The 21,516-nt window shown below is 64.8% G+C and carries 21 protein-coding genes; 10 read left to right on the top strand and 11 right to left on the bottom strand.

What is annotated here, in order from left to right:
- Window positions 1-463: 463 nt before the first annotated feature.
- Complete coding sequence (locus AC5Y46_RS15560) at window positions 464-748, bottom strand: DUF1416 domain-containing protein (protein ID WP_172834711.1); 285 nt, start codon at window positions 746-748, stop codon at window positions 464-466.
- 246 nt (window positions 749-994) lie between these two features.
- Here AC5Y46_RS15560 and AC5Y46_RS15555 point away from each other — a divergent pair, with 246 nt between their 5' ends.
- From AC5Y46_RS15555 to AC5Y46_RS15545, 3 genes are all read left to right on the top strand, one after another.
- Window positions 995-1,363 carry a BlaI/MecI/CopY family transcriptional regulator gene (locus AC5Y46_RS15555; protein WP_065162217.1) on the top strand — a complete coding sequence of 123 codons (369 nt, stop codon included), beginning with the start codon at window positions 995-997 and terminating at the stop codon, window positions 1,361-1,363.
- Window positions 1,364-1,376: 13 nt separating this feature from the next.
- Window positions 1,377-2,312, top strand: a complete 936-nt coding sequence (locus AC5Y46_RS15550; RefSeq protein ID WP_499992061.1) for a M56 family metallopeptidase — start codon at window positions 1,377-1,379, stop codon at window positions 2,310-2,312.
- 150 nt (window positions 2,313-2,462) lie between these two features.
- A complete protein-coding gene (locus AC5Y46_RS15545; RefSeq protein ID WP_082993978.1) occupies window positions 2,463-2,720 on the top strand; it encodes an SHOCT domain-containing protein in 258 nt (85 codons plus the stop codon).
- Window positions 2,721-4,309: 1,589 nt separating this feature from the next.
- Here AC5Y46_RS15545 and AC5Y46_RS15540 read toward each other — a convergent pair.
- Window positions 4,310-4,678: a hypothetical protein gene (locus AC5Y46_RS15540; protein ID WP_156772687.1), complete on the bottom strand. Its 369-nt coding sequence runs from the start codon at window positions 4,676-4,678 to the stop codon at window positions 4,310-4,312.
- Window positions 4,679-4,994: 316 nt separating this feature from the next.
- Complete coding sequence (locus AC5Y46_RS15535) at window positions 4,995-5,189, bottom strand: hypothetical protein (RefSeq protein WP_499992073.1); 195 nt, start codon at window positions 5,187-5,189, stop codon at window positions 4,995-4,997.
- Here AC5Y46_RS15535 and AC5Y46_RS15530 point away from each other — a divergent pair.
- The 3 genes from AC5Y46_RS15530 (at window position 5,147) to AC5Y46_RS15520 (ending at window position 7,510) form a co-directional block, all read left to right on the top strand.
- On the top strand, window positions 5,147-5,296 hold the full coding sequence (locus tag AC5Y46_RS15530) for a PPW family C-terminal domain-containing PPE protein (RefSeq protein WP_419775661.1): 150 nt from the start codon (window positions 5,147-5,149) through the stop codon (window positions 5,294-5,296). The genes AC5Y46_RS15535 and AC5Y46_RS15530 overlap by 43 nt on opposite strands.
- A gap of 279 nt (window positions 5,297-5,575) precedes the next feature.
- Window positions 5,576-6,214 carry a putative copper homeostasis (lipo)protein LpqS gene (gene lpqS, locus AC5Y46_RS15525; protein WP_499992057.1) on the top strand — a complete coding sequence of 213 codons (639 nt, stop codon included), beginning with the start codon at window positions 5,576-5,578 and terminating at the stop codon, window positions 6,212-6,214.
- Window positions 6,215-6,316: 102 nt separating this feature from the next.
- Window positions 6,317-7,510, top strand: a complete 1,194-nt coding sequence (locus tag AC5Y46_RS15520; protein WP_082993976.1) for a PLP-dependent cysteine synthase family protein — start codon at window positions 6,317-6,319, stop codon at window positions 7,508-7,510.
- A gap of 692 nt (window positions 7,511-8,202) precedes the next feature.
- On the opposite strand, the gene AC5Y46_RS15515 is transcribed toward AC5Y46_RS15520, so the two are convergent.
- The 8 genes from AC5Y46_RS15515 to AC5Y46_RS15480 all read right to left on the bottom strand — a co-directional run bounded on the left by AC5Y46_RS15515 (window position 8,203) and on the right by AC5Y46_RS15480 (window position 16,304).
- Entirely contained in the window at window positions 8,203-9,600 is a 1,398-nt protein-coding gene (locus AC5Y46_RS15515; protein WP_065165874.1) for an NADH-quinone oxidoreductase subunit N, read from the bottom strand.
- A gap of 15 nt (window positions 9,601-9,615) precedes the next feature.
- On the bottom strand, window positions 9,616-11,106 hold the full coding sequence (locus AC5Y46_RS15510; RefSeq protein ID WP_065165870.1) for a complex I subunit 4 family protein: 1,491 nt from the start codon (window positions 11,104-11,106) through the stop codon (window positions 9,616-9,618).
- A gap of 4 nt (window positions 11,107-11,110) precedes the next feature.
- The gene (locus AC5Y46_RS15505) at window positions 11,111-12,787 is read right to left on the bottom strand and encodes a proton-conducting transporter transmembrane domain-containing protein (RefSeq protein ID WP_253873192.1); all 1,677 of its coding nucleotides are present in this window, start codon (window positions 12,785-12,787) and stop codon (window positions 11,111-11,113) included.
- 162 nt (window positions 12,788-12,949) lie between these two features.
- Window positions 12,950-13,252: an NADH-quinone oxidoreductase subunit NuoK gene (locus AC5Y46_RS15500; protein WP_065165868.1), complete on the bottom strand. Its 303-nt coding sequence runs from the start codon at window positions 13,250-13,252 to the stop codon at window positions 12,950-12,952.
- Window positions 13,249-13,812: an NADH-quinone oxidoreductase subunit J gene (locus AC5Y46_RS15495; protein WP_065165873.1), complete on the bottom strand. Its 564-nt coding sequence runs from the start codon at window positions 13,810-13,812 to the stop codon at window positions 13,249-13,251. The genes AC5Y46_RS15500 and AC5Y46_RS15495 overlap by 4 nt, the downstream gene beginning before the upstream one ends.
- 5 nt (window positions 13,813-13,817) lie before the next feature.
- Complete coding sequence (locus AC5Y46_RS15490) at window positions 13,818-14,738, bottom strand: complex I subunit 1 family protein (protein WP_065165867.1); 921 nt, start codon at window positions 14,736-14,738, stop codon at window positions 13,818-13,820.
- Window positions 14,731-15,843 (bottom strand): hypothetical protein, encoded by a 1,113-nt coding sequence (locus AC5Y46_RS15485; protein ID WP_499992054.1) that lies wholly within the window; start codon window positions 15,841-15,843, stop codon window positions 14,731-14,733. Before AC5Y46_RS15485 ends, AC5Y46_RS15490 begins: the two co-directional genes overlap by 8 nt.
- Before the next feature lie 116 nt (window positions 15,844-15,959).
- Window positions 15,960-16,304, bottom strand: coding sequence for an NADH-quinone oxidoreductase subunit A (locus AC5Y46_RS15480; protein WP_065165865.1), 345 nt, complete (start codon window positions 16,302-16,304; stop codon window positions 15,960-15,962).
- A gap of 239 nt (window positions 16,305-16,543) precedes the next feature.
- On the opposite strand from AC5Y46_RS15480, the gene AC5Y46_RS15475 reads away from it, so the two are divergent.
- From AC5Y46_RS15475 to AC5Y46_RS15460, 4 genes are all read left to right on the top strand, one after another.
- Window positions 16,544-17,314 (top strand): LOG family protein, encoded by a 771-nt coding sequence (locus AC5Y46_RS15475; protein WP_253873189.1) that lies wholly within the window; start codon window positions 16,544-16,546, stop codon window positions 17,312-17,314.
- A gap of 306 nt (window positions 17,315-17,620) precedes the next feature.
- Window positions 17,621-17,827 (top strand): heavy-metal-associated domain-containing protein, encoded by a 207-nt coding sequence (locus AC5Y46_RS15470; RefSeq protein WP_065165864.1) that lies wholly within the window; start codon window positions 17,621-17,623, stop codon window positions 17,825-17,827.
- A 36-nt stretch (window positions 17,828-17,863) separates the two neighbouring features.
- Complete coding sequence (locus AC5Y46_RS15465) at window positions 17,864-20,119, top strand: heavy metal translocating P-type ATPase (protein ID WP_065165863.1); 2,256 nt, start codon at window positions 17,864-17,866, stop codon at window positions 20,117-20,119.
- Between the two features lie 253 nt (window positions 20,120-20,372).
- Complete coding sequence (locus AC5Y46_RS15460; RefSeq protein WP_499992049.1) at window positions 20,373-21,401, top strand: pyridoxal-phosphate dependent enzyme; 1,029 nt, start codon at window positions 20,373-20,375, stop codon at window positions 21,399-21,401.
- Window positions 21,402-21,516: the final 115 nt, after the last annotated feature.

The following is a 21,516-nucleotide window of genomic DNA, read 5'->3' as shown; positions in this document are numbered from 1 at the left end:
GGATAGGATCCAGCGCGGTCATCGCGTCACCCCAATACCGTGCAGCCTGAGTCGGGTTACTCGCCCAATGATTATCGTGACCGCGACCCGTGCACAGCCATTCCCGCGGCGACCGCTCGGCCTCGCCTACGGCTTGCGGATACTGCCATGCTCGCAGGATTTTGTCCGACAGGGCGTCCGCGGCGCGGGCTCGCATGCCGGTGAGCCACACTGCGTAGCACCCCGAGACAGCAGAGTGTCCGTCGTAGCGGGCCCTCATCGCTGTGGCTTTGGGAGCCGCTGTGCCAGCGTCTTTGGCCATTCGAGCACCTCCTGTTCTTGACACGAGTCAAACGCCGGTTCGGTTCATAAAGTCCGTTCGCAGTCGCGCCGCGTCGAAGCGGCCGGCGCAATGTGCTGCACGCTCGAGTGCGCTCGTGCACTTCGCGAGTCGAAGCAGGATCCGACACACAAACTTTGACTTCTACCCGCTGGATCCCCGGGCCGGTGGAGCGACCACGACGTCTCCACATCCGTTCGGGCACAACGCATGCACTGTCCACGCTTCACAGCGCAGCGAATAACCGGACGTAACCGGCGGCCGAGGTAACGACCTCCCCGGTGATTCGTTGCACGCGTTCAGCAGTCGCACGGCCGTGCGGCCCACCGGCTGTCCGGAGTAGTCAAGGACCCGACCTGTGATGATCGTTTCCTTCCTGTTGTCGACACCGTTTGGTAGCGCCGTCTTTTCCTTGGGTCGAGAGCTCATCATCGCCTTCCCATTCGAGTTGACTCGCCCCCGCAAGCGGTACTCACTCCGGCCACCGATGTGGTTTCCGAGATTCTGTTGCTAAGTCGATGTGCGCTAACACATACTGTCTATGTACGTAGATCGTGCATTACTATCTACGTACGGAACAAGTACTGCGTACGGAGCAAGTATCTTGTTCGAATGTCGGGGGTCCGCCTCAGAAGCACGTGAATGGACTCGACACCGGTACCCGGGAGGCCCATGATGAGGATTCGAGGATTCGGGGAGCTTGAGGCGGTGGTGATGGATCGCATTTGGGGCCGCGACCCGGCCGCCCCCACTACGGTGCGCGAGGTGTTCGATGAACTTGCCGCTGAGCGCACAATCGCATATACGACGGTGATGTCCACAATGGACAATCTGCATACCAAGGGCTGGCTGAGGCGAGAACGCGACGGCAAGGCCTACAAGTATTGGCCCACCCTCTCGCGCGAGCAGCACAGCGCTCGGCTGATGCGGGAGGCACTCGACGGCGGCGGTCACCCCGATCTGGTGCTTCACCACTTCGTTGCACAGATCGGCCCGGAAGAATCGGCACGATTGCGTGCTGCGCTGCGCCGGTTGTCGAAATGAAAACGGGTCAACAGTGAGCATCGCGGTCTGTCTGCTGTTGTACAGCCTGACGATACTGGTCGCCGGGCCGCCCGTTTTACGCGTGTTGACCCGGCACGGACATGCCCCCCGGTTTGGGGTTGGGGCCTGGTTGGTCGCGATCGGCACGGTGTTGCTGAGCTGGCTTGCGGCAGCGGGGACGATCGTCATCGATCTGGTCACTCACTGGAGTTACCCGCGAGTGCTCATCCACTCTTGTCTTACGTGGGTGCATGTCATGGTGAGTGACAATGCGGGGGTCGCGGCGATCACGCTGGCTGTGATCGCCACTGCGCTGGCGCTGGCCGTGGCTTTCAGTGTGCGCCTGGCCAGGACGTTAGCGCGGATGCGCGCGCGAGGCTGCGCGCATGCCGCGGCGGTGCAACTGGTCGGTCATCGCAACGGAGGCGCGTATGTGGTGGTGGAAGCTGAGGAACCTGCCGCCTACTGTGTGTCGGGCCGCCCGCCGGCGATCGTGGTGACCAGCGCCGCCCTGGCTGCACTCGAGGATGATGAGTTGGCCGCCGTGCTTGCCCACGAAAGGGCCCACCTCGCTGGGCACCACTCGGTGGTGGTCACCACGTTGCGCGGTCTTGCTGCAGTGTTTCCGAAGCTGACCCTCATGCGCGAGGGCGCCAGCGAGGTGTCGCGGCTACTGGAGATGTGCGCCGATGACGCCTCGGCGCGCCGGCATGGCCCCGCGGTGTTGCTGTCTGGATTGATCACTATGTGCCGCACGACCCCAGCCGGGGCCCTCGCGGCCGCCGATGTGGCCGTGCTGGCACGCGCCGAACGGCTCGCGACGCCCCCGCGGGACCCCGCGGTAGCCAGGGCTCGGGCAGCGCTGATCAGTCTCATCGCAGTCATGGTGACGGCGCCGGTCATGGCAGCGGCACTGGCCGCGTCCGGCGTCCTGCTATGCGGGATGTAGTGGTGGCCGTGGCGACCAAGAAGACCCATAAATGGTCAATCGTATGGAAATTGGCGACGCGCTATCGCCGTCGCATGCGGTGACTTTGACCGCCGCCGATTTCAACCGCACGGTTGGCCGCTCCGTCAACGAGTTAGAGAGGTAACAGCGATGATGATGTGGCATCGCGGCCACTGGTTATGGGACGGGTCGATCCCGCTGACCCTGGCGACAGTGGTGTTCGGGGCGCTGCTGATCAGCGCCGTCGTACTTGCAGTGCGGTACCTGCTCTCCTTGCAGGGCACTGGCACAGCCCCAGCTGCCGGACTCAGCAGGGCGGAAAGTCTGCTCGCCGAACGTTTTGCCCGCGGCGAGATCGACGATGATGAATACCAGCGCAAGCTAAGGCTCCTCCACCAGCACCGCTAAGTCCGAGGTCCTGGTTTGCCACGCGGCAGCCCGCAGCGGCTGCTCTCGAAAGGCGCTGACAGTGCACCGGCTTCCCGACTGCCCAGGCACTGTCCTTGAAGCTCCAGACTGGGGCGACGCGATGTTCGGCCTGACGGCAAGCGGCAAGCGCATCCTCGCGCTCGCGCACGGCAGCCCCCGACCAGGCAAGGAGTGCGCGCGTTGTGTCCCGCTCTGCAGGGCCGACGCGGCGCCCACTGGCGTAGAAGCTATCTCTCCACGGGAGGTTTCTGCTTAAAAGCAGAGGCTTCGGATGGGTGACAGACCGGTCATCACCCTGTTGAAGTTGGGGTTGTCGTGCGGGGGCCAGACGCCAGGCCCAAGCGCGGCCCGGTGCCCCGCTCAAGTCCGCTCACCCGTAATGGGTGGTTGAACGTGCACACGAACCGGACTACTGGTCTACTACGTAGAACAGTAGAGTGTTCATTACCCCCGCAGGAGAAATCCATGACAGACACCGCGCCGCGCGGCATCTAGCCTCGCGAGTCGGTGCCAGCGCCTCCCTTGGACTTCGTCACCGTCCCGCTGGCCGGATGACCAAATTTCCAGCGGTCGGCCTTTGAACACACTCGTGCGGTAGCCGTTGACTTCACACACAAAGCGGTTAGCTCGGACTCGTCGACACCTTCGCCCCGCAGAGCCGCGGCCTCGTAAGTCATTGCGGTTTCATTCTTTTGCGGTGCCGGCTTCTGCAGCAGCGGATACTGCCGACCGCGGCAAGCACCACAACTAGCCAGTTATGCCGCCATTGCGCATGGAGTGAAAACCCAGATGTGTGTGGCCCGGGAAGCGATCCTGCGCGGCCGACGCCGTCGAGGCAGGCAGGCTTGCCACGCGAAGCCCGTCTAAGTCCCGCACAATGACTTCATACTGAGCTACTAAGTAGTATAGTATGTCGCGAAACCTCTTCCATTCAAAGGAATCCGATGACAGTCACCGCACCCACCACTCCGAATCGGTCTAACTGGCTCTATCAAGCCCTCGCTATCGTCGGCATCGCAGTGGGCATTTTTATCATCGCAGCCGGCATGTATCTCCTCATTTTCCCTCCGCCCTGCTGTGCCGGCATGTGAGCCGGATGCCTTCGCGATCGGAGAGAAACGTATGGAGTACGGGACATATCCTTGTGGTCGCAGGTCGTTGATGTCGCTCGCTATTTCCGATGCGTTCGACCGCACGCGTCCCAGAGATAGCGGAGGCGGGTGATCGCCAATGGTGACGCTGTATCAGGCATCGGGCGCGACACGAACACGGAGGTGGCTGGGCAAGCATGGAGCGACCGACGTCGTTGGGCCCCACGAGGCACGGGGGCTCTTTCGTATGTGGGCCTGCCCCCCTGTACAGGGTCGTTGGCGTGGCGCACGGTGCTGATCTCTTGCGTGAGACGGCGATCCCTTGGACTCGCCGATACTCTGCCGACGCAAACGTCCCGCCGGCTGGCGGCAGCGGTCACGACGCTCGACGCTCGACGCTCGAGATAAGACCTACTTAGTACTGCAGTATTCGATGTAATCGACGTAGCTCAGGAGGATTACGATGTCGGACCCTAGTCACCCAGCCGCAGACCAACCCGGGACAGACGCAGGCCCCGAAAACCGAACTAACACGCGCCCGGTCAAATCACGTTGGGTGTTCCCGACTCTCGCCATCACCGGGGTCGCCGTCGGGATTTTCATCGTCGGAGCCGGTCTGTTTCTGCTGTTCGCACCCTCGAGCTGGCACCCCGCCAAGAAGGACTGTTGTGTATCAATGGAAGCCAAGATGAAGACCATGAAGGACGATATGAAGAACATGCCCTGCATGGGCTCGCCCGCCTCGATGCCGGGCACGAGTCCGATGCCCGGCATGCCTTCGATGTCTCCGATGCCGAACATGCCGTCAATGCCTCCAATGCCGAGCATGTCCTCCATGCCGGGCATGCCAACACCCTCCAGGTGACACACCTGTTGCGTAATCTTGATCGACCGACTCATTCACGGGCCCAGCGCAACATCGGACTGCCAGCCGTTGTCTGAGCTTGGCATGCACCATCGCTCACAGGCCTCCCTGATCGCCGCCTCGGTGGCGGGTGGATCGTCAACTGCGCGTGCAACTAAGGGGCGTTGATGCTTGAGTCGCTTCGGCCGCGGTAGCGACCGCGTTGAACTCTGACGGCGGCCACCCGCTCAAGGTGGCCGGCATCCCGACGGTGAGGCCCGTACTGGCGCCCAAGCCCCCGATTCGTAGGACGGCAGGCTAATTCGCGCGGTGCTGGTGCGCGGTGACTCCGACTCGGGCGTGCCGGACAACTCGGCTGGTCGCGCACCAGCGCGGCATCAGCCAGGCATCACCGCCGAGTGCGGTCGTGACCGCGAGATCCAGCACCGTCTTGCCCGGATCATGCACCGATCGCGCCAGCCGCCATAAGCCCGGCGTTTGCTGGCACGGCACGCAAGGAGCGGGAGCCGAGGGCGGCCGGCTTAGCCGCGTTGGCCGGTGACGAGTTCGGAAAGGGTCCGCGGGCGCCGATGGTTCCGGGAACGTGGAAACCCGATTAGTGCAACCAGCCCGGGCCGGAGTTGGACGACGCACTGCCACATGTTCGAAACGCCTATCTGTGCTAGCCGAGGATGGGGACAGGGGATCCGACGCGCCGCGGCATTGCCGTACTCCGTCGGTGGCTGCGCAGTCAGGTGTTGATCCGAGGCGGCGATCATTCGGTGCCCGGTTTTGGAACGCCCCCGATGGTCCCTCGCCGGTCGGGCCTCGGCTAAGTGTCGGGCTGTTCTGTGTGTAAGAACGAAACAGTGGGGGCGGATACCCGCACATCGAGGCGAATGCGAACCGGGGCTGTCTCCAATTGCCAGGACGGCACCCCACCTGTACCCTATAGGGGTATGAGGTTCGTGTGGGAACGGATGGCTCCGTCTCCGATTACCTCGCTGCCGGTCACGGCCTGTGGAATGTGGATTACTGACGACCGCCGATCGTTAGGTCGGCAACTAAAGCCGCTTCGCACAATTTCCGACATTGCTCATCGCCGCCAGGCTTCAGGCATTCTGCGGGCGGCTAACGCACCGTGGCAGCCGCGGTGGCGACCGGTGATTGCCGTGGCCCTCGCGGTGTCGCTCCTTGCCCTCGTCGGCCACGCCGCCATGCTGCATTCCGAGACTCACCGGTCCCACCACCACTCCCATGCGCTCCTCTCCGAGGTAGGCGGGGCTTTTGCCGTCAACGTCAACCACGCCCATCTTTTCAGTGGGTCGATGACCGAATGTCACGACGTCTTGGCATCCGCGGTGTTGCCGCGGACAGGGGCCACCTTGGTGGATCTTGGCGTGGCCGTGGCAATGGTCGCGATCATCGCTTCGTTGGCCAGTCGGGTAGCGGCATCGGTCCGGGGGCCACCCGAATTTCCGCCCGCCGCCCTCGCCGGTCAAGACCTCTTGAGGCGGTTCTGCCTGTCTCGTCGCTGATCGAGCAGCGTCAGGTCGTGGTGCGCGCTGCATGACGGCCGGTGACCGCTGACCGACGTTTAATGCCGCCCATCTGCGGCGAGCCTGCGAAAGCGACGATAAATGAACAATCTCTTATCGATAGCAACCTGTAAACGCTTCGAGCTGTCCACTGACACTGCCGAACTACGCCACAGCGGGGGCCTGACCCCGAATTCACACAAAGGGCGGCACCTCAATTCGGCTGGGTGCGGCGTCACCGCCGGCAAACATCGCGAACCCGCCGGCCTGGTGGGCAATACACCGGTGCTGTGGATTTCGGGCCCCTTCAGCACCGATGACCGCGGCTATTGGGCCAAGCTTGAAGGCGCTAATCCCGGCGGGATGAAAGACCGTCCGGCTCTGCACATGGTGGAACGGGCCCGGGCCCGCGGCGAATTGCGGCCGGGCGCACAAATAATCGAATCCACCAGCGGCACCCTCGGGCTAGGGCTCGCGTTGGCGGGCCAGGTGTACGGGCATCCGGTGACCTTGGTGACTGACCCCGGGATGGAACCGATCGTGCAACAGATGCTGAGCGCCTACGGGGTACGCATCGACATCGTCCCCGAGCCGCATCCCAGCGGGGGATGGCAGCAGGCCCGCAAAGCCCGGGTGGCCGAACTACTGGGCGCCGACCCGCACGCCTGGAATCCCGACCAATACAACAATCCCGACAACGTCGACAGTTATCAATCACTGGCGCTGGAATTGCTCGACCAGCTCGGAAGCGTTGATGTCCTGGTCTGCTCCGTGGGTACGGGAGGTCACTCGGCCGGCGTAGCTCGCGTGCTGCGCCAAGCCAGCCCCGACCTGAAGTTGATCGGTGTAGACACCATCGGCTCGACGATCTTTGGGCAACCGGCCGCCGCCAAGCGGTTAATGCGCGGCCTGGGATCAAGTATCTATCCCCGCAACGTCGACTACCCGGCGTTCGCCGAGGCGCACTGGGTGGCCCCGGCCGAAGCGGTGTGGGCGTGCCGCACGCTGGCAAGCACCTACTACACCAGCGGGGGATGGAGTGTGGGCGCGGTGGCATTGGTCGCCGGCTGGGCGGCCCGCACCCACCCTCCCGGCACCACCATTGCCGCAATCTTTCCCGATGGTCCGCTGCGCTACTTCGACACCATCTACAACGACGACTACTGCCGAGAGAACGATTTGCTGACGGAGGTCCCGCCCACTCAACCCGCAGTCATCGACGACCCGACCGATCAGGTGGTGCAGTCCTGGACACGGTGTACCACGGTGCTCGACCCAACCGTGGTTAAGCAGTAAAAGGCTTTCGCTCAGTTCCGCAGCTTCGACCTGCCCAGCAAAATGTTCACTGGATTGCAAAATGGTCAATTCGAGAGAATCCCGCTGATGATTCCGAAAATCATTGTCATTGGCGCAACTACTGTCCTCGCCGTTCCGGGGTTAGCGCCGATGACCGGCTCTGAACCCTCAACGTTTGGTGTCCTCAGCTGTAGAAGTGCCTGTCGAACACAAGATGCGCCTGGCGGCCCTGCCCACAACAAGGAGGTCGAACTCGGAGTTTTGGAAGGTCTTCTATTTGTGCCGAGCAAGCCTCTGCGCGAAAATCCCAACTTCGGCTGACCAGGGGTGAAGCGCGGAAAAGATTCTGTCGGAGCCGAAAACGCTGCGGAGCCGCTCGACGACCATCCCATCCAGAGCAACGATCGCCACACCACGAGCGACCCCCACGCCCGCTTCAGAATGCTGAGAATTGGAGTATCTCCGTTGCCCGTGGCCCCCTTTGGCAGTGCGTCGTTCTCTTTGCCCGATGTCGCCGCCTTGGACGGCTCGTTGAGTTCAAGGGAGATGGCTTCCGCAGGGGGAGGTCGCCATGCCGATTTCGCCAGCAGTTCCGCGCTTTGGTGCCCCGGTAACCCGCGCCCAGACAGATCAGGGCAAAGCCACATCCGCACCCGTTATCGGCTCGCGGCGCTCCGCGGGAGTAGCCTCGGCTACCGCAGTGGTGTCGTGGGCAGCACCTCCCACAGCGGTCCCGCCGCAATGCCGAGCCCCAGGCTCAGTGCTGCCGCGACGATCGCGGCGCGCGCAGACCACCCGCCCGGGATGAAATCGTCTGACATTTGCGGCTTCTGGAACACCGGAGCGATCCAACGCAGATAGTAGAAGAGGCTCAGCAGGCTGTTGACAAACACCACCACGGCCAACCACGGGAACCCACCGTCCCATACGGCTATGGCGGTGGTGAGTTTTGCGACGAAGACACTGGTGGGTGGGGTCCCGACCAGCCCGAGCAGCGCCACCACCAGCGCCCCGGCCAGCCAGGGCCGGGCTCGCGCCAAACCACGGTAGGCGCTAAGGTCGCGCCAGTCGGGTAGTGCGGTGCTGACCGCGAAGGCCGCGCTGTTGGTCAGGGTGTAGGCGAGCAGGTAGAACAGCAGCGACGGCAGGGCCAGCTCGCTGCGACCGGCGACGGTGACAGGCACCAGTAGGTAGCCGACTTGGCTCACCGTCGACCACCCCAGGAGCCGACGAGGATCCTGTTGCCCGTAGGCGGCCAAGTTGCCCAACGTCATACTCGCGACAGCGAATATCGCGATCAGCAGTGGCCACGCAACGGTGTGCGGCACCACGGCGGCCACGCGGTACAGCGCGATAAGTGCGCCGATTTTGGGCACTGTGGTCAGGTAGACGGCCGCTACGCCATTGGCGCCTTGGGCGGCGTCGGGAACCCAGAAGTGGGCGGGCACACCGCCTGCTTCGAACATCAGACCGGCCACCACGGCCACGAGCCCGGTTGCCACCACCGCAGCTGGCGCGCCGCGCAATTGAGCGGCCAGTTCGTGATACCGGGTAGCCCCGCTGATCCCGTAGAGGACGGTCACGCCCAGCAGCAAAGTGATCCCGAACAGCGCGCCGATCAAATAGGTCTTCACAGCCGCCTCGGCCGCCGGGCCCGAACGGGACAGTCCGATCAACCCGTAAAGCGGGATGCTGGCCAGCAGGTATCCGGTGGCCAGGACGAGCAGGTCGTCAGTTCCGGCGAGCACCATGACGCCGGCAGTCGAAAACAGTAGCAGCGCATAGGTTTCGCTTTCCCGCGTTGTTGCTGCGATGTCGTCGCCGGCCAGCGCCAGGACTGCCAGTACGCCGATGGCGGCGGTGATCCGCGCCACTGCGGTGGTGGTGTCGACGGCGAAGGCTCCGTCGAACGCTGTCTGATCCGGGGCCGCGATTCCTACCGCCGCGACTACGACGACACCGATGAGCGCCGCGGCGGCGACGATTCGGGCCCACCATTGACGCTGGCGGGACAGAAATGAGCCGCCGATCAGGACCAGCAGCCCAATGCCGAATGTCAGCATCTCCGGCAGCATCAGCAGCGGCCGCATCGCGGTGTTCACCAGCTATCTCCCGACCAACCCGATCAGCGTGCGTCCCGCCGGTTCGATTACATCCAGCAGCGGGCGCGGCAGAACGCCGATCAAAATCGAGAGCGTAAGAAGTATTCCTGCCGAGCCGGTTTCGGAGGGGTGCAGATCGAGGAAGTTCTGCGAGTGGCCACGGGTCTGGCCGGTGAATATGCGCTGCAGGGCAAGCAGAAACAAGGCTGCGGTGATCAGGATGCCCGGTAGCGCGAGCGCGGTCAGTGGTGTGGCGGCGATGGCGCCGGTGAAGATTTGAAACTCGGCGATGAACCCGGAGAAGCCCGGCAGCCCCAACGAGGCGAACGCGCCGAGGGTGAACAGCACAGCCAGCTTCGGGGCCGGTGCAGCGAGACCGCCATAGGAATCCATGTCGTAACTGCGCGCCCGGTCGTAGAACACCCCGGCGAGCAAGAACAGCGCCCCGGTGATCAGCCCGTGGCTGACCATTTGTGTGACCGCTCCACTGACCGCCACCGCACGCGCCTGGTCGGTGCTGCCCGAGAGCAGGCCGGCAGCGCCGAGCGCCAGCACGATGTAGCCCATGTGGTTCACGGAGGTGTAGGCGACCATGCGCTTGAAGTCCTGCTGCGCCAATGCAACCAGGGCTCCGTAGAGCACCGAGACGACGCCGACGGCAATGATCACCCAGGCCCAGGCGCGCCAGGCCTGCGGCAGCATCGGCATCGCGATTCGCACGAACCCGTAGGTGCCCATCTTCAGCAGTACCCCCGCCAGCACCGCCGAGCCGATGGCCGGCGCGTCGGTATGAGCGGGGGGCAGCCAGGTGTGGAAGGGCACCGTGGGTGTCTTGACCGCCAGACCCAGCAGGATCGCCGCGAGGACCAGCCCGCCGGCCAGGGGGCGACCGGCCAGCGGATTGCCCGCGATCAGCTCGGGCATGTCGAATGTGTGCGGGTTGGCGGCGATGTACAAGCCGATGAAGCCCACCAGCAGCGCCAGTGAGCCCAGAAAGGTGTAGAGGAAGAATTTCAGCGCCGAGCGGGCGGCGTTACCGTGGCCCCATCCGGCGATCACGAAGTACATCGTCACGATCGACAGGTCGAAGAATACGAAGAACAAGATCAGGTCCGCGGCGACGAACAGACCCAGGCTCACCGTCTGCAGAAACAGGAACAACGCCGCCTGCGACCCGGGTCGGTCTCGACCCCGCAGCCCATAGAGCGCGCAGGCCAAGAAGATCACCGCCGACATGACCACCAGCGGCAGCGATATACCGTCGACCCCGATGTGGTAGCTGCTGTTGACCCCTGGGATCCAGCGGGCCCGCTCCTCGAAAGCCAGCCGGTTCGGGCCCGGTGTCGCATAGCGTGCCCAAACCAGCACCGTCAGCGACAGATCCGCAGCGGTTGCGGCGACCCACACCCAGCGGGCCGCGGCTATGCCCGACTTCGGTAGCGCAAGCACACCCGCCGCGGCAGCCAATGGCAGGAAAACGATCAAACTGAGCACCCGGTCACCTCACCGCGATCAGAAGCAAGACGGCTGCCACGACCACCACCACGGCAGCGAGGTAGTACTGGTGCAGCTGGCCGGTCTGCGGCTTGCGCGCCAGCGCCCCGAGCTGACGTGTGCGCGTCGCCACCGATTCGACCGCCGCATCAACACGACGGTCATCGATGCGCGCGGCCCACCGGCCGGCTCGTAGCGTCCCGGAAGCGACCCGGTCCACGGCACGGTCGAGAACGCCGTCGTCGAACCGGGCCAGCGCGTGAGCCAGGCGCAGGGTGGGACGGGTGACCACGGCGGTGGCGGCCCGCTGCAGACCGAGCCAGTTGGCGGCCCATCGCGGTTCGGGCACCCCCCAACGCACGACCGCAGCCACGACCAGAAGCGCTAACAAGGCCGAGGTTGCCAGTTCCGCCGCGGCCGGGTGGACGGTCGAGCGGTGGTCGAGGACACCGCTGAGTGTCGGCGCGATCGGCGGCAATGCGAGCGCCCCTGCCACGGCGGCACCCACGGCGAACACCAAAATGGGCAACTGCGCAAAGACGTTGAGCCCGTGAGGATTCGGCGAATCTCCGTTCGGCACTGGCGCACCCCACAGGGTGACGAGAATCTTCCCCGCGTAGGCCGCTGACAGCGCTGCGGCCACCAATCCCACGACGTAAAGCGCGATCGAATGGTCGAGTGCGACCGCTAGCACGGCGTCCTTGGTCGCCCATAAAGATAGCGGCGCGATACCCGCCAAAGCGGCCGCACTGATGGTGGCGGACCAGCCGAGCAGCGGCCATCGCCGGGCCACACCGCGCAGCGTGTCCAGCTGCTTGGTGTCCAGCAGCAGCAGCCATGCGCCGGCGGCAAGAAACAGGCCGGCCTTGGTGAGGGCGTGCGCGACCAGTTGCGCGGCGCCACCGCTGACCGTGCCCACCCCAGCTGCCATCACCACGAATCCGAGCTGCGCCGCGGTTGAGGCGGCGAGCAGCTGTTTGAGGTCGCGTTGAGCCACCGCGACAGCACCCAGCAATACCGCGGTCACCGCCCCCGTCCAGGCCGCCCATTCGGCTGCCCATCCCGTCGCTGCCAGCAGCGGCTGGATACGCAACAACAGGTATGCGCCCATGGCCACCATCGCCGCCGAGTGCAGTAGCGCGCTGACGGGGCTGGGACCCTCCATTGCCCGGGAAAGCCAGAACGAAAACGGCAACTGCGCCGCCTTGCCCAAGGCGGCGATGAACAAGCCGACCGCGATGACGTTGCGCCATGGCACGGTTGCCTGGGGCAGGTCCGCCAGCGCAAATCCCGCGCCACCGGCAAGGGCCGCGCCGGCGCCGACATACAGCCCCAGATCGGCGCAGCGGGTCGTCACGAACGCGGTGAGGCCGGCCGACATCCGAAAGTCGTCGCGCCACCAGAAGCCGATCAGCGCATACGACGCGGCCCCCATCACCTCCCACGCCAGCAGCAGCGCCGGCAAAGTGGCGGCGGTCGCGGTCAGTAGGGCGGCCGAGGCGAACAACAGCATCAACCCGTGGAATCGGCCTGCGGCTTCGCGGATGTCAGCCACGGCGAACACCAGGACCAGCAGGGTAACCACCGCGACGGTGGGGACCACCACCGCCGACAGGCTGTCCATGGACAGCCCGAACTGCCCACCAGCCACGAAAGCGACGCTGACAGCGGGACGAGTCATTGCCGCCACGATCGACAACCCGACCACGACCGCTGACGTCGCGACCGATATCCCAGGCGCCAACCGATCCCAGCGGCGCGTGAGAATCAGTGCCGCGCCGCAGACTGCTGGAAGACAGATCAACAGCCATAGGGCTGGCTGCGTTGTCGAAGTCACCCCGTGTCACCCGGCCAAGTCGGCAGCCGAGTCGGTCATGTCTGTGCGGCGTTCCCGGTGCAACAGCGTGGCCGCCGCGAAACCCATCGCCATCTCCACCGTCATGGCGGCGAGGATCACCAGCAGCACCACCTGTCCGGCCGGTGCGGGGGAACAGAACCACCAGAACCCGCCGGCCGCCAGAATGACTGCGTTCATCATCAGCTCGAGGCCCATCATCACCATGACCACGACCTGCTGGGAGAGTGCTCCGTAGAGGCCAATGCTGAACAGCGCCGCGGCCACCAGTAAGACGGTTTGCAGCGTCATCGCCCCAACCCGCCGGGTTGTGGATCGCTCGGGGGTCTGCGTTTGAGATCGTCGCCGAACCGGTCATAGCGCCCGCGGCGGGCGGCCAGAACGACGCCGGCGACGATGGTCGCGACCATCACCGGGCTGATGACCGTCATAGCCAGCATGCTGGGGCCCATCAACTCCTCGCCGAGCGCGAAGGTCAAATCCTTCGGCGGTGCGCCGCGCCGCGCGGGCCAGTCGGTCAGCAGGATCCCCGACGCCAACATCACGAACGTTCCGATCGCAGCGGCTAATGCGCGTCGGTTGTCGTGCACCATGCTCATGGGCATCAGCGCCGGGTTCATGCCCATGAACATGACCATGTAGACCGCCATCACCGCCATCTCCATCACCATCATCAAGATGATGACGACGCCGATGTAGTTCTGCTGCAACAGCACAACCACGACGCCGACCGCAATGAACGAAACGGCCAGAGCGTAGGTGGCGCGGGCCATGGAATCGACGACGAAGACCGCGGCTCCGCCCAGCACGGCGGTCACGGCTAGCAGGCCGAACACGATGTGGACAATCATCAGAGTCACGTCCTCACTGCGATGATGGCCACGACGAGGTCCTGAACAAGCGTGAGCGGCAACAGCACCAGCCACCCGATCTCTAGGAATTTTTCGGGCCGCAGCACCGGAAGCCGCCCGCCTAGCCACACGAACACCGACAGCACGGCGATGGTCTTGACCAACACCCAGGACCACGCCGGTAGCAGCGGACCCGCACCGCCGCCGAGGAACATCGGCACCGCGAACGCCGCACCAGCAGCCAAGAGGGTGAAGCGACCCGCCTGGAATACGAGTCGATCCACGCCGGACAGTTCTGCGCTGACACCGCCGGCAATATCAGCCCCCAGCGCCGCGGAGAAGGGCCCCCACACCGAAAAAGCCACTGCCCCAAGGCAATACACGACGAACGCGACCGGCATCCACACCGCGAACCATAGCCCGTGTTGAGCGGCGGCCACATCGGCTACCCGGAGACTCCGCGCGGCGATGGGCGGGGCGACCAGCGCGAACATCAGCGGCAACTCGTAACCGAGCCCGTGAGCCAGGAATCGATAGCCGCCGACGAGGGGATGGGCGGAATTCGCACCCCAGCCGGCAAGCCACACCAGCGCCCACACCGTGACGTCCATGGCGTTGAACCACATGACACCGACGTCGAGATCGGCCAGCGTCCAACGGCCGAATGGCACAACTGTCACCATGAGTGACGCAGCGACGATCAGCCCCGCCCCGCCGGCGCGCCACAGCAACGTATCGGCGGCCACGGTGGTGCGACGGCGCTGCCGCATCAGCCGCGCGACTTCGTAGAGCGCAGTTCCTGGTCTGCCGCCGTCAGCCGTGAGCACGCCGTCGAGGGTCGCCGCGTAGAAGCTGAGGCACAGCAGCAATGCCACGCCGGCCAGCGCCCACACGCCCGAAACCACCGTGATCGAGACCTCAGCCATGGCGACCGCCCGGACGAGGTGCGGCGTCGATGCCGAGGCTGGCGATCACCAGCCGGGCGGCCCCGACGTCCAGTCCGCTCACCAGATGAGACAGCGCGTCGAGGACGCTGGTTGCAGCTGTGGCGGCACCGCTTGGTTCGTTCGTGAGCGCGTTCCGCGCCATGTCGACCTGCGCGAGGAGGCGGTCGTAGCAGTCGCCGGCCAGGGCAGTCGGCAGCTCGAGGGTTCTGCAGTCCGTGTGGGTCAACGATGCGATGTCGCGCAACGACCAGCGCAGCGTTCGCGAGCGGCGGAGCTTGCTGTGCAGGGTATCCAGCAGGCGAGCGGCGTGCCCGGTGTCCGACTCGCTGAGCAACTCGTCCCGCGCGCTACGGGCGATTGCTGCCGCACCCGGCCAGGCGGCCAGTCCCAGCAAATCAACGACATGATCACAATGGCGCGCCGCGGCGTGGGCCCTCGGTCCGGGCGGCGGAACGAGGTTGCCGACTGCTTTATCGACGATCCACGCTTCGGCTTGGGCGAGCACGTCCCCCTGCAACGAGCACCGCACCACCAGCCCCGCGGGCCAATACCGCAGCACCGGCCCAAGGCGAAGGTGCAGCACGTCCATCTCCAGTCCGTCACGGTCGTTGCCGCCTTCGGCGAGCGCAATCCCACCCGGCGCCATGTCCATCCCACCGTGGTGCATGTGCTGGTGTGCGCTGTGGTCCATGTGTTCGTGCTCACCGTGGTTCGTGGGGTGGTGCTCGTGGTCGGCGTGGCCGCCGTGGTCGGCGTGGCCGCCGTGGTCGCCCTGCTGGTGGTGCTCGTGCTCGCCGTGGACGTCATCGTGTTGGTGCTCGTGGTGTTCTTGTTCGCTGCGGTCAGCGTCGTTCGGCCCTGGACATTGAGCCCGCTCACGCGCGTCCCGGCGGTGCACCTCGACTTCGGCCAACTGCATGGCCGCACCACGCAATGCCGATTCGACTGCGCCGGAATCGGGCAACTCGACGCGGACCCGAGGACCTGGCATCTGGTCCCAGACCCGGTCGATTGCCTCCTTCAGTTCCGGTCCCGGCGTACCGCAGATCGCTAACACGTCAGCGTCGGCGGGGGAGGTAGCCACGCACCAACCGCGGACTCGAAGTCGGTGTTCGGTCTGTGCGCGCAGCACCCACGACCCAGGGACTTCCACGATCAGCACGTGTGCCCGGCGTGCTGCGCATCGCGCCAACAACCGCGTCAAACCCATCGCAGGGCACCCTCGCGCCACGCCCATGCCACCGCCACAAGCAGCGCGGCCAGAAACACAAACATCTCAGTGATGGCGGTCGCGCCCATCTTTATGACCACCAGTGCCCAGGGATACATGAACAACATCTCGACATCGAAGGCGAGAAACACCAGTGTCGCCAGATACCAGCGAACGTGATATCGCGACAACGCATGCTCTTCAGGTGGCCATCCCGACTGAAAAGGCAGTGTTGTCAGCGTGTTCGGGCTGATCGCACTGAAGCGATGCAATGCGTAGACACTGACAAGCCCAGCCACGATAAGCAACAGGGTCCACGCCACACCCGCATACATCGCGGCTCCTAGTCTGTTGTGGTCGCACGAAATCGGTACCCTTGCGGCCGCTACTCAAACTCTTGCCGTCGATCACTTGTCCATTGGCAGCCTTCGTCCGCGTATGCGCCCTCGCCGCCGGTCAGTGCCGTCGAAATAAGGTACCAGCCCTAGCCGATGGGAGATCTTCAACCGACCAAGGGTACGGAGGGAATCACATCGCTGCCCGACGGGCGACAAGACGAAGCTGCTTGGGGCGGTTGAGTTTCGTCGGCGCCGTGGCCGTGGCACGATCGACTCAAATGCACGAGTCAAGAGACTGCATCCCCGCGACGTGCGACGAGGATCTGCTGTCCTACTTGGGGCCGGGCTTTCCGCCGCTGTCGGGCAGCGATCCCGGCCGCGTTGCCAGGATCCGCGACGAGGTGGCGCATGGTTTTGCGGCCCTGGCGGACGTCACCCATGCCGTGTCGTTCTTTGGTTCCGCGCGGACGCCGCCGGATCATCCGCACTACATGATGGCGCGCACGCTGGCCGCACGCCTGGGCAGCTTGGGATTCGACATCATCACCGGCGGGGGCCCGGGGATCATGGAGGCCGCGAATCAGGGCGCCCGCGACGCCGGCGTGCGGTCGATAGGCCTTGTCATCGAGCTGCCCTACGAGCAGCAGCCGAATCAGTTCATCGACCTCTCACTTCAGTTCAACTATTTCTTCGTGCGCAAGCTGATGTTCGTCCGCTACGCCTCGGCGTTCGTAGTTCTTCCGGGCGGCTTTGGAACGCTCGACGAGCTTTTCGAGGCCCTGACGCTCATCCAGACTCAGAAGATACGCAACTTTCCTGTCGTGCTTGCGTGTTCGGACCACTGGACCGGGTTGGAGCGGTGGATTCGTGATCGCTTGCTGGAGACCGGATTGGTATCGGGAGAAGACGTCGATCTGCTCGTGATCGCCGACGACCCGGACGAGATCGGCGAACTCGTCGAGCGATGGCGCCGACGACAGTTGGAGACCTACCGTCCGTCTCGGTGAGAAGATCTTTAAGCGCTCGCGATATGAGTTGCGGCCATTCGCCGGGCCGGTACACCATCGGGTCCTCAACCGGCGCTAACGACCGAAGGCCCAAGACGAGATGTCAGACATCGTAGCCGCGTCGATGGTGGGTGTGCGTAGGCGGTCAAACCGGGTACATGCTAGTCCTACTGCGTGCCGCCACCAGCGCAACGCGATTTTCGGGAAGCAAACCCGGGCGATCTTCTTCATCCTGCCTTGATTACCCTGGGGGGGTATGGTAGACAGGGATTATCCAGGCGTTACACATACAGATCGGAGAGCGTTATGAGCACCCTGACAGTCACCGTTTCTGGGATGACCTGCGGGCACTGCGCTTCCTCTGTCCGTGAGGAAGTCGGCAGCATCCCTGATGTCACGGCAGTGGATGTGGAGCTTGGCAGCGGCAAAGTGACCATCAACAGCGATGGCGTGATCGAGCTTGGTGCGGTCAGGAATGCGGTGGAAGACGCCGGCTACCAGATGGTCCGCTAAGACGACCTGTCCCGATCGAACTGAAGGAAACAGAGCATGGACTCCGCCACGGAACCCACCCGGCATCTTGAGCTGCAGATCGGCGGGATGACGTGTGCTTCGTGCGCGGCTCGAATTGAGAAGAAGCTCAACAAGATCGACGGCGTCAGCGCCTCGGTCAACTATGCCACCGAGAGGGCCAGCGTCGACTACGTCGGCAGCGTCTCAACCGATCAGCTCGTGACGACGGTGGCGCAGGCAGGCTATACCGCGGAAGCGCCCAGCAAGGGTTCACCGGCCAGCAGCGACGCGTCTGCCGTGCCGGGAGCAGAGACCGATCCGGCCGCGGCGATAAGGCAACGACTGCTGGTTTCGCTGGTGTTGACCGTGCCGGTGCTTGCTATGGCCATGGTGCCCGCCCTGCAGTTCGCTAATTGGCAGTGGCTCTCGCTGACGCTGGCAGCGCCGGTTGTGGTGTGGGGTGGGCTTCCATTCCATAAGGCCGCTTGGGTGAACCTGCGGCACCGCACCGCCACCATGGACACGCTGATCTCGATGGGCACGATCGCCGCACTGGGTTGGTCGGTCTACGCGTTGTTCTGGGGCACGGCCGGTGTGGCGGGTATGAGGCACCAATTCGAGTTGACGATCTCCCGTACCGACGGCACCAGCAACATTTATCTGGAGGCCGCCGCGGGGGTTACCACCTTCATCCTCGCCGGCCGGTTTTTTGAGGTGCGGTCCAAGCGGCGGGCCGGCGCCGCGCTGCGGGCGCTGTTAGAACTCGGCGCCAAGGTGGTCGCGGTGCGCAGAGACGGTGTCGAGCACCGCATTCCGATTGAGCAGCTCGCCGTTGGTGATGAATTCGTAGTACGCCCTGGTGAGAAGGTGGCTACCGATGGCCTGGTGATCGAGGGCTCCTCGGCGGTTGATGTGTCCATGCTCACTGGGGAGTCGGCGCCGGTTGAAGTCAGCCCCGGAGATCAGGTAGTGGGCGCTACCGTCAACGTCGGCGGTCGAATAGTGGTGCACGCCAACCGGATCGGTTCGGATACCCAGTTGGCGCAAATGGCGCGGCTGGTCGAAGAGGCGCAATCGGGCAAGGCGCCGGCGCAGCGGTTGGCCGATCGGATCTCGGGAATTTTCGTGCCAATCGTGATCGCGCTGTCGCTGGCGACGTTCGGGTTCTGGGCCGCGACAACCGGATCCGTGGCCGCCGCTTTCACTGCGGCGGTGGCGGTGCTGATCATTGCGTGCCCGTGCGCCCTGGGTCTTGCCACACCGACCGCCTTGATGGTCGGCACCGGCCGTGGGGCACAACTCGGGATCTTGATCAAGGGACCAGAAGTGCTGGAGTCCACGCGGCGAATCGACACCATCGTGCTCGACAAGACCGGCACCGTCACCACCGGCAACATGGCCCTGCTGGATGTGATCGCTGCGCCCGATGAACAGCCCGCCGAGGTGCTGCGGTTGGCGGGCGCGCTGGAGGACTCCTCCGAGCACCCGATCGGCCGGGCGATCGCGAAGGCAGCTCGTGACAAGGTCGGTCAGCTGCCCACCGTCGAGGGTTTTGCCAACCGGGAAGGGTTGGGCGTGCAGGGAGTTGTCGACGGTCACGCCGTGACAGTGGGCCGCCGACAGCTCTTGGTGGATCGCTCCCAGCAGCTACCGGACAGCCTCACCGGGTCGCTGGGTCAAGCGGAGTCGGACGGCAAGACCGCGGTCGTGGTCAGCTGGGACGACACGGCCAGGGGAATCCTGGTGGTCGCCGATGCGGTGAAGCCGACGTCGGCTGAGGCGGTCGCGCGGCTGCGTGGGCTGGGATTGACCCCGATCATGCTCACTGGCGACAATGCTGCCGCGGCCCGTGCGATCGCTGGGCAGGTGGGCATCGACCAGGTCATCGGCGAAGTGCTGCCGCAAGACAAGGTGGAGGTTGTGCGACGGTTGCAGGCCGAGGGCAAGGTGGTGGCCATGGTCGGTGACGGTGTCAACGACGCCGCGGCCCTGGCGCAGGCCGATTTGGGGCTTGCGATGGGGACTGGTACCGACGTCGCGATCGAGGCCAGTGATGTGACACTGGTCCGCGGTGACCTGCGCGCGGTACCCGCCGCCATTGAGCTCTCGCGTAGGACGTTGGCGACGATCAAGGGCAACCTGTTCTGGGCATTCGCCTACAACGTTGCCGCACTGCCGCTGGCAGCCGCTGGCCTGCTGAACCCCATGTTGGCTGGTGCGGCTATGGCGTTCTCGTCGGTATTCGTGGTCACCAACAGCCTCCGGCTCCGCACCTTCAAGCCGCGCTCGTAACCAAAGCTGACGCGAGCGGCCGACCCTTGATATGAACGCCCGGTATCTCGGATTGCTCCGGTGTCCCCGCTGTGGTGAACAAGCACCGGAAGATCGAGCCTCCTTTGGATGCCCGCGCTGCGTACGCGACGGTATCGGGGTGAATCTGACCCCGGTCTACGCGATCAACGTGGGCCCTCTGCCGTGGAAGGCGTCCCAGTCAGGAATCTTCGGATACCGCGATTTGCTGCCTCTGGCGCCAGAGGACACTCCGGTGAGCTTGGGCGAAGGCCAGACGCCCATCATTCCGTTGAATCGGCTGGGACCCCGAGTTGGACTGCACAGGCTCGTACTCAAAGACGAAGCCCGCAATCCGACGTGGTCGTTCAAGGACAGGCTGGCCGCGGCGGCCGTCACCAAGGCGGCGGCGTCGGGAGCATCGACTGTCATCGTCTCATCGACGGGAAACCACGGCGCCGCAGTGGCCGCCTACGCAGCCGCGGTAGGGCTTCGGTGCGTGGTCCTTACGTTGTCATCGATACCGCGCGAGATGAGCATTCTCATTCGAGCCTATGGCGCCTGCCTCGTCGCATACGAGAAAGGCCCGGACCGGTGGTCGGTACTGCGTCAAGCGGTCGAAGCGTTCGGTTGGACCCCGATATCCGGGGCAGTGACCCCGCCGATCGGTTCCAACCCGTTCGGGGTGGAGGGATACAAGACGATCGCCTACGAACTGTGGGGACAACTCGGGGAAGCGCCCGACGTGGTCGTCGTCCCGACCGCCTACGGGGACGCGTTGTCTGGAATTCGCCGGGGTTTTGACGACCTGATCCGTCTCGGCCTGACCACCCGCATGCCCAGGTTGGTCGCGGTTGATCCGTTCGGCGCCTACGCGCAGGGGCTCCACGCCCCACCGGGGCATCAGCCGACGGTGCCCACTGGGCCGTCCCGCGCGTTCTCGGTCGCTGCGCGGGTGGCCACCTATCAAGGCTTGGAGGCGGTCCGGGCCACCCAGGGGACCGCCGTGGCAGAACCGAGCGATGACGCTATTGTCCGTATGCAGCTCGAGTTGGCGTCCACGGAGGGCATCTACGCAGAAGGCGCCTCCGTGTTAGCGGTACTTGCCGCTCAACAGCTCGCTTCCCGACGTTGGATCGATGCTGACGAGAGCGTCGTCTTGCTGTCGACGTCGACCGGATTGAAAGATCCCGGCTCCACGGCCGGCCACCTGCCCGAACTACCGGTCCTCGCACCGACCTTGACAGCCCTTGAGGCGGCGCTACCGGCCGGCATGTGCCGGTGACGCGCCGATCCATGCGGCCGCGTCGGCGCCGTGACGGGGCCTCCGGTCCGGATATAACACGATTGTCACGGCCGGTCAGACCCCTTGTTGGGGTCGCGCGACGATTGGCGAGCCA

The sequence above is a fragment of the Mycobacterium sp. NGS59 genome (genome assembly GCF_059812345.1).
Note: the sequence above shows the minus strand (reverse complement) of the source record. Positions and strands in the feature narration are given on the sequence as shown.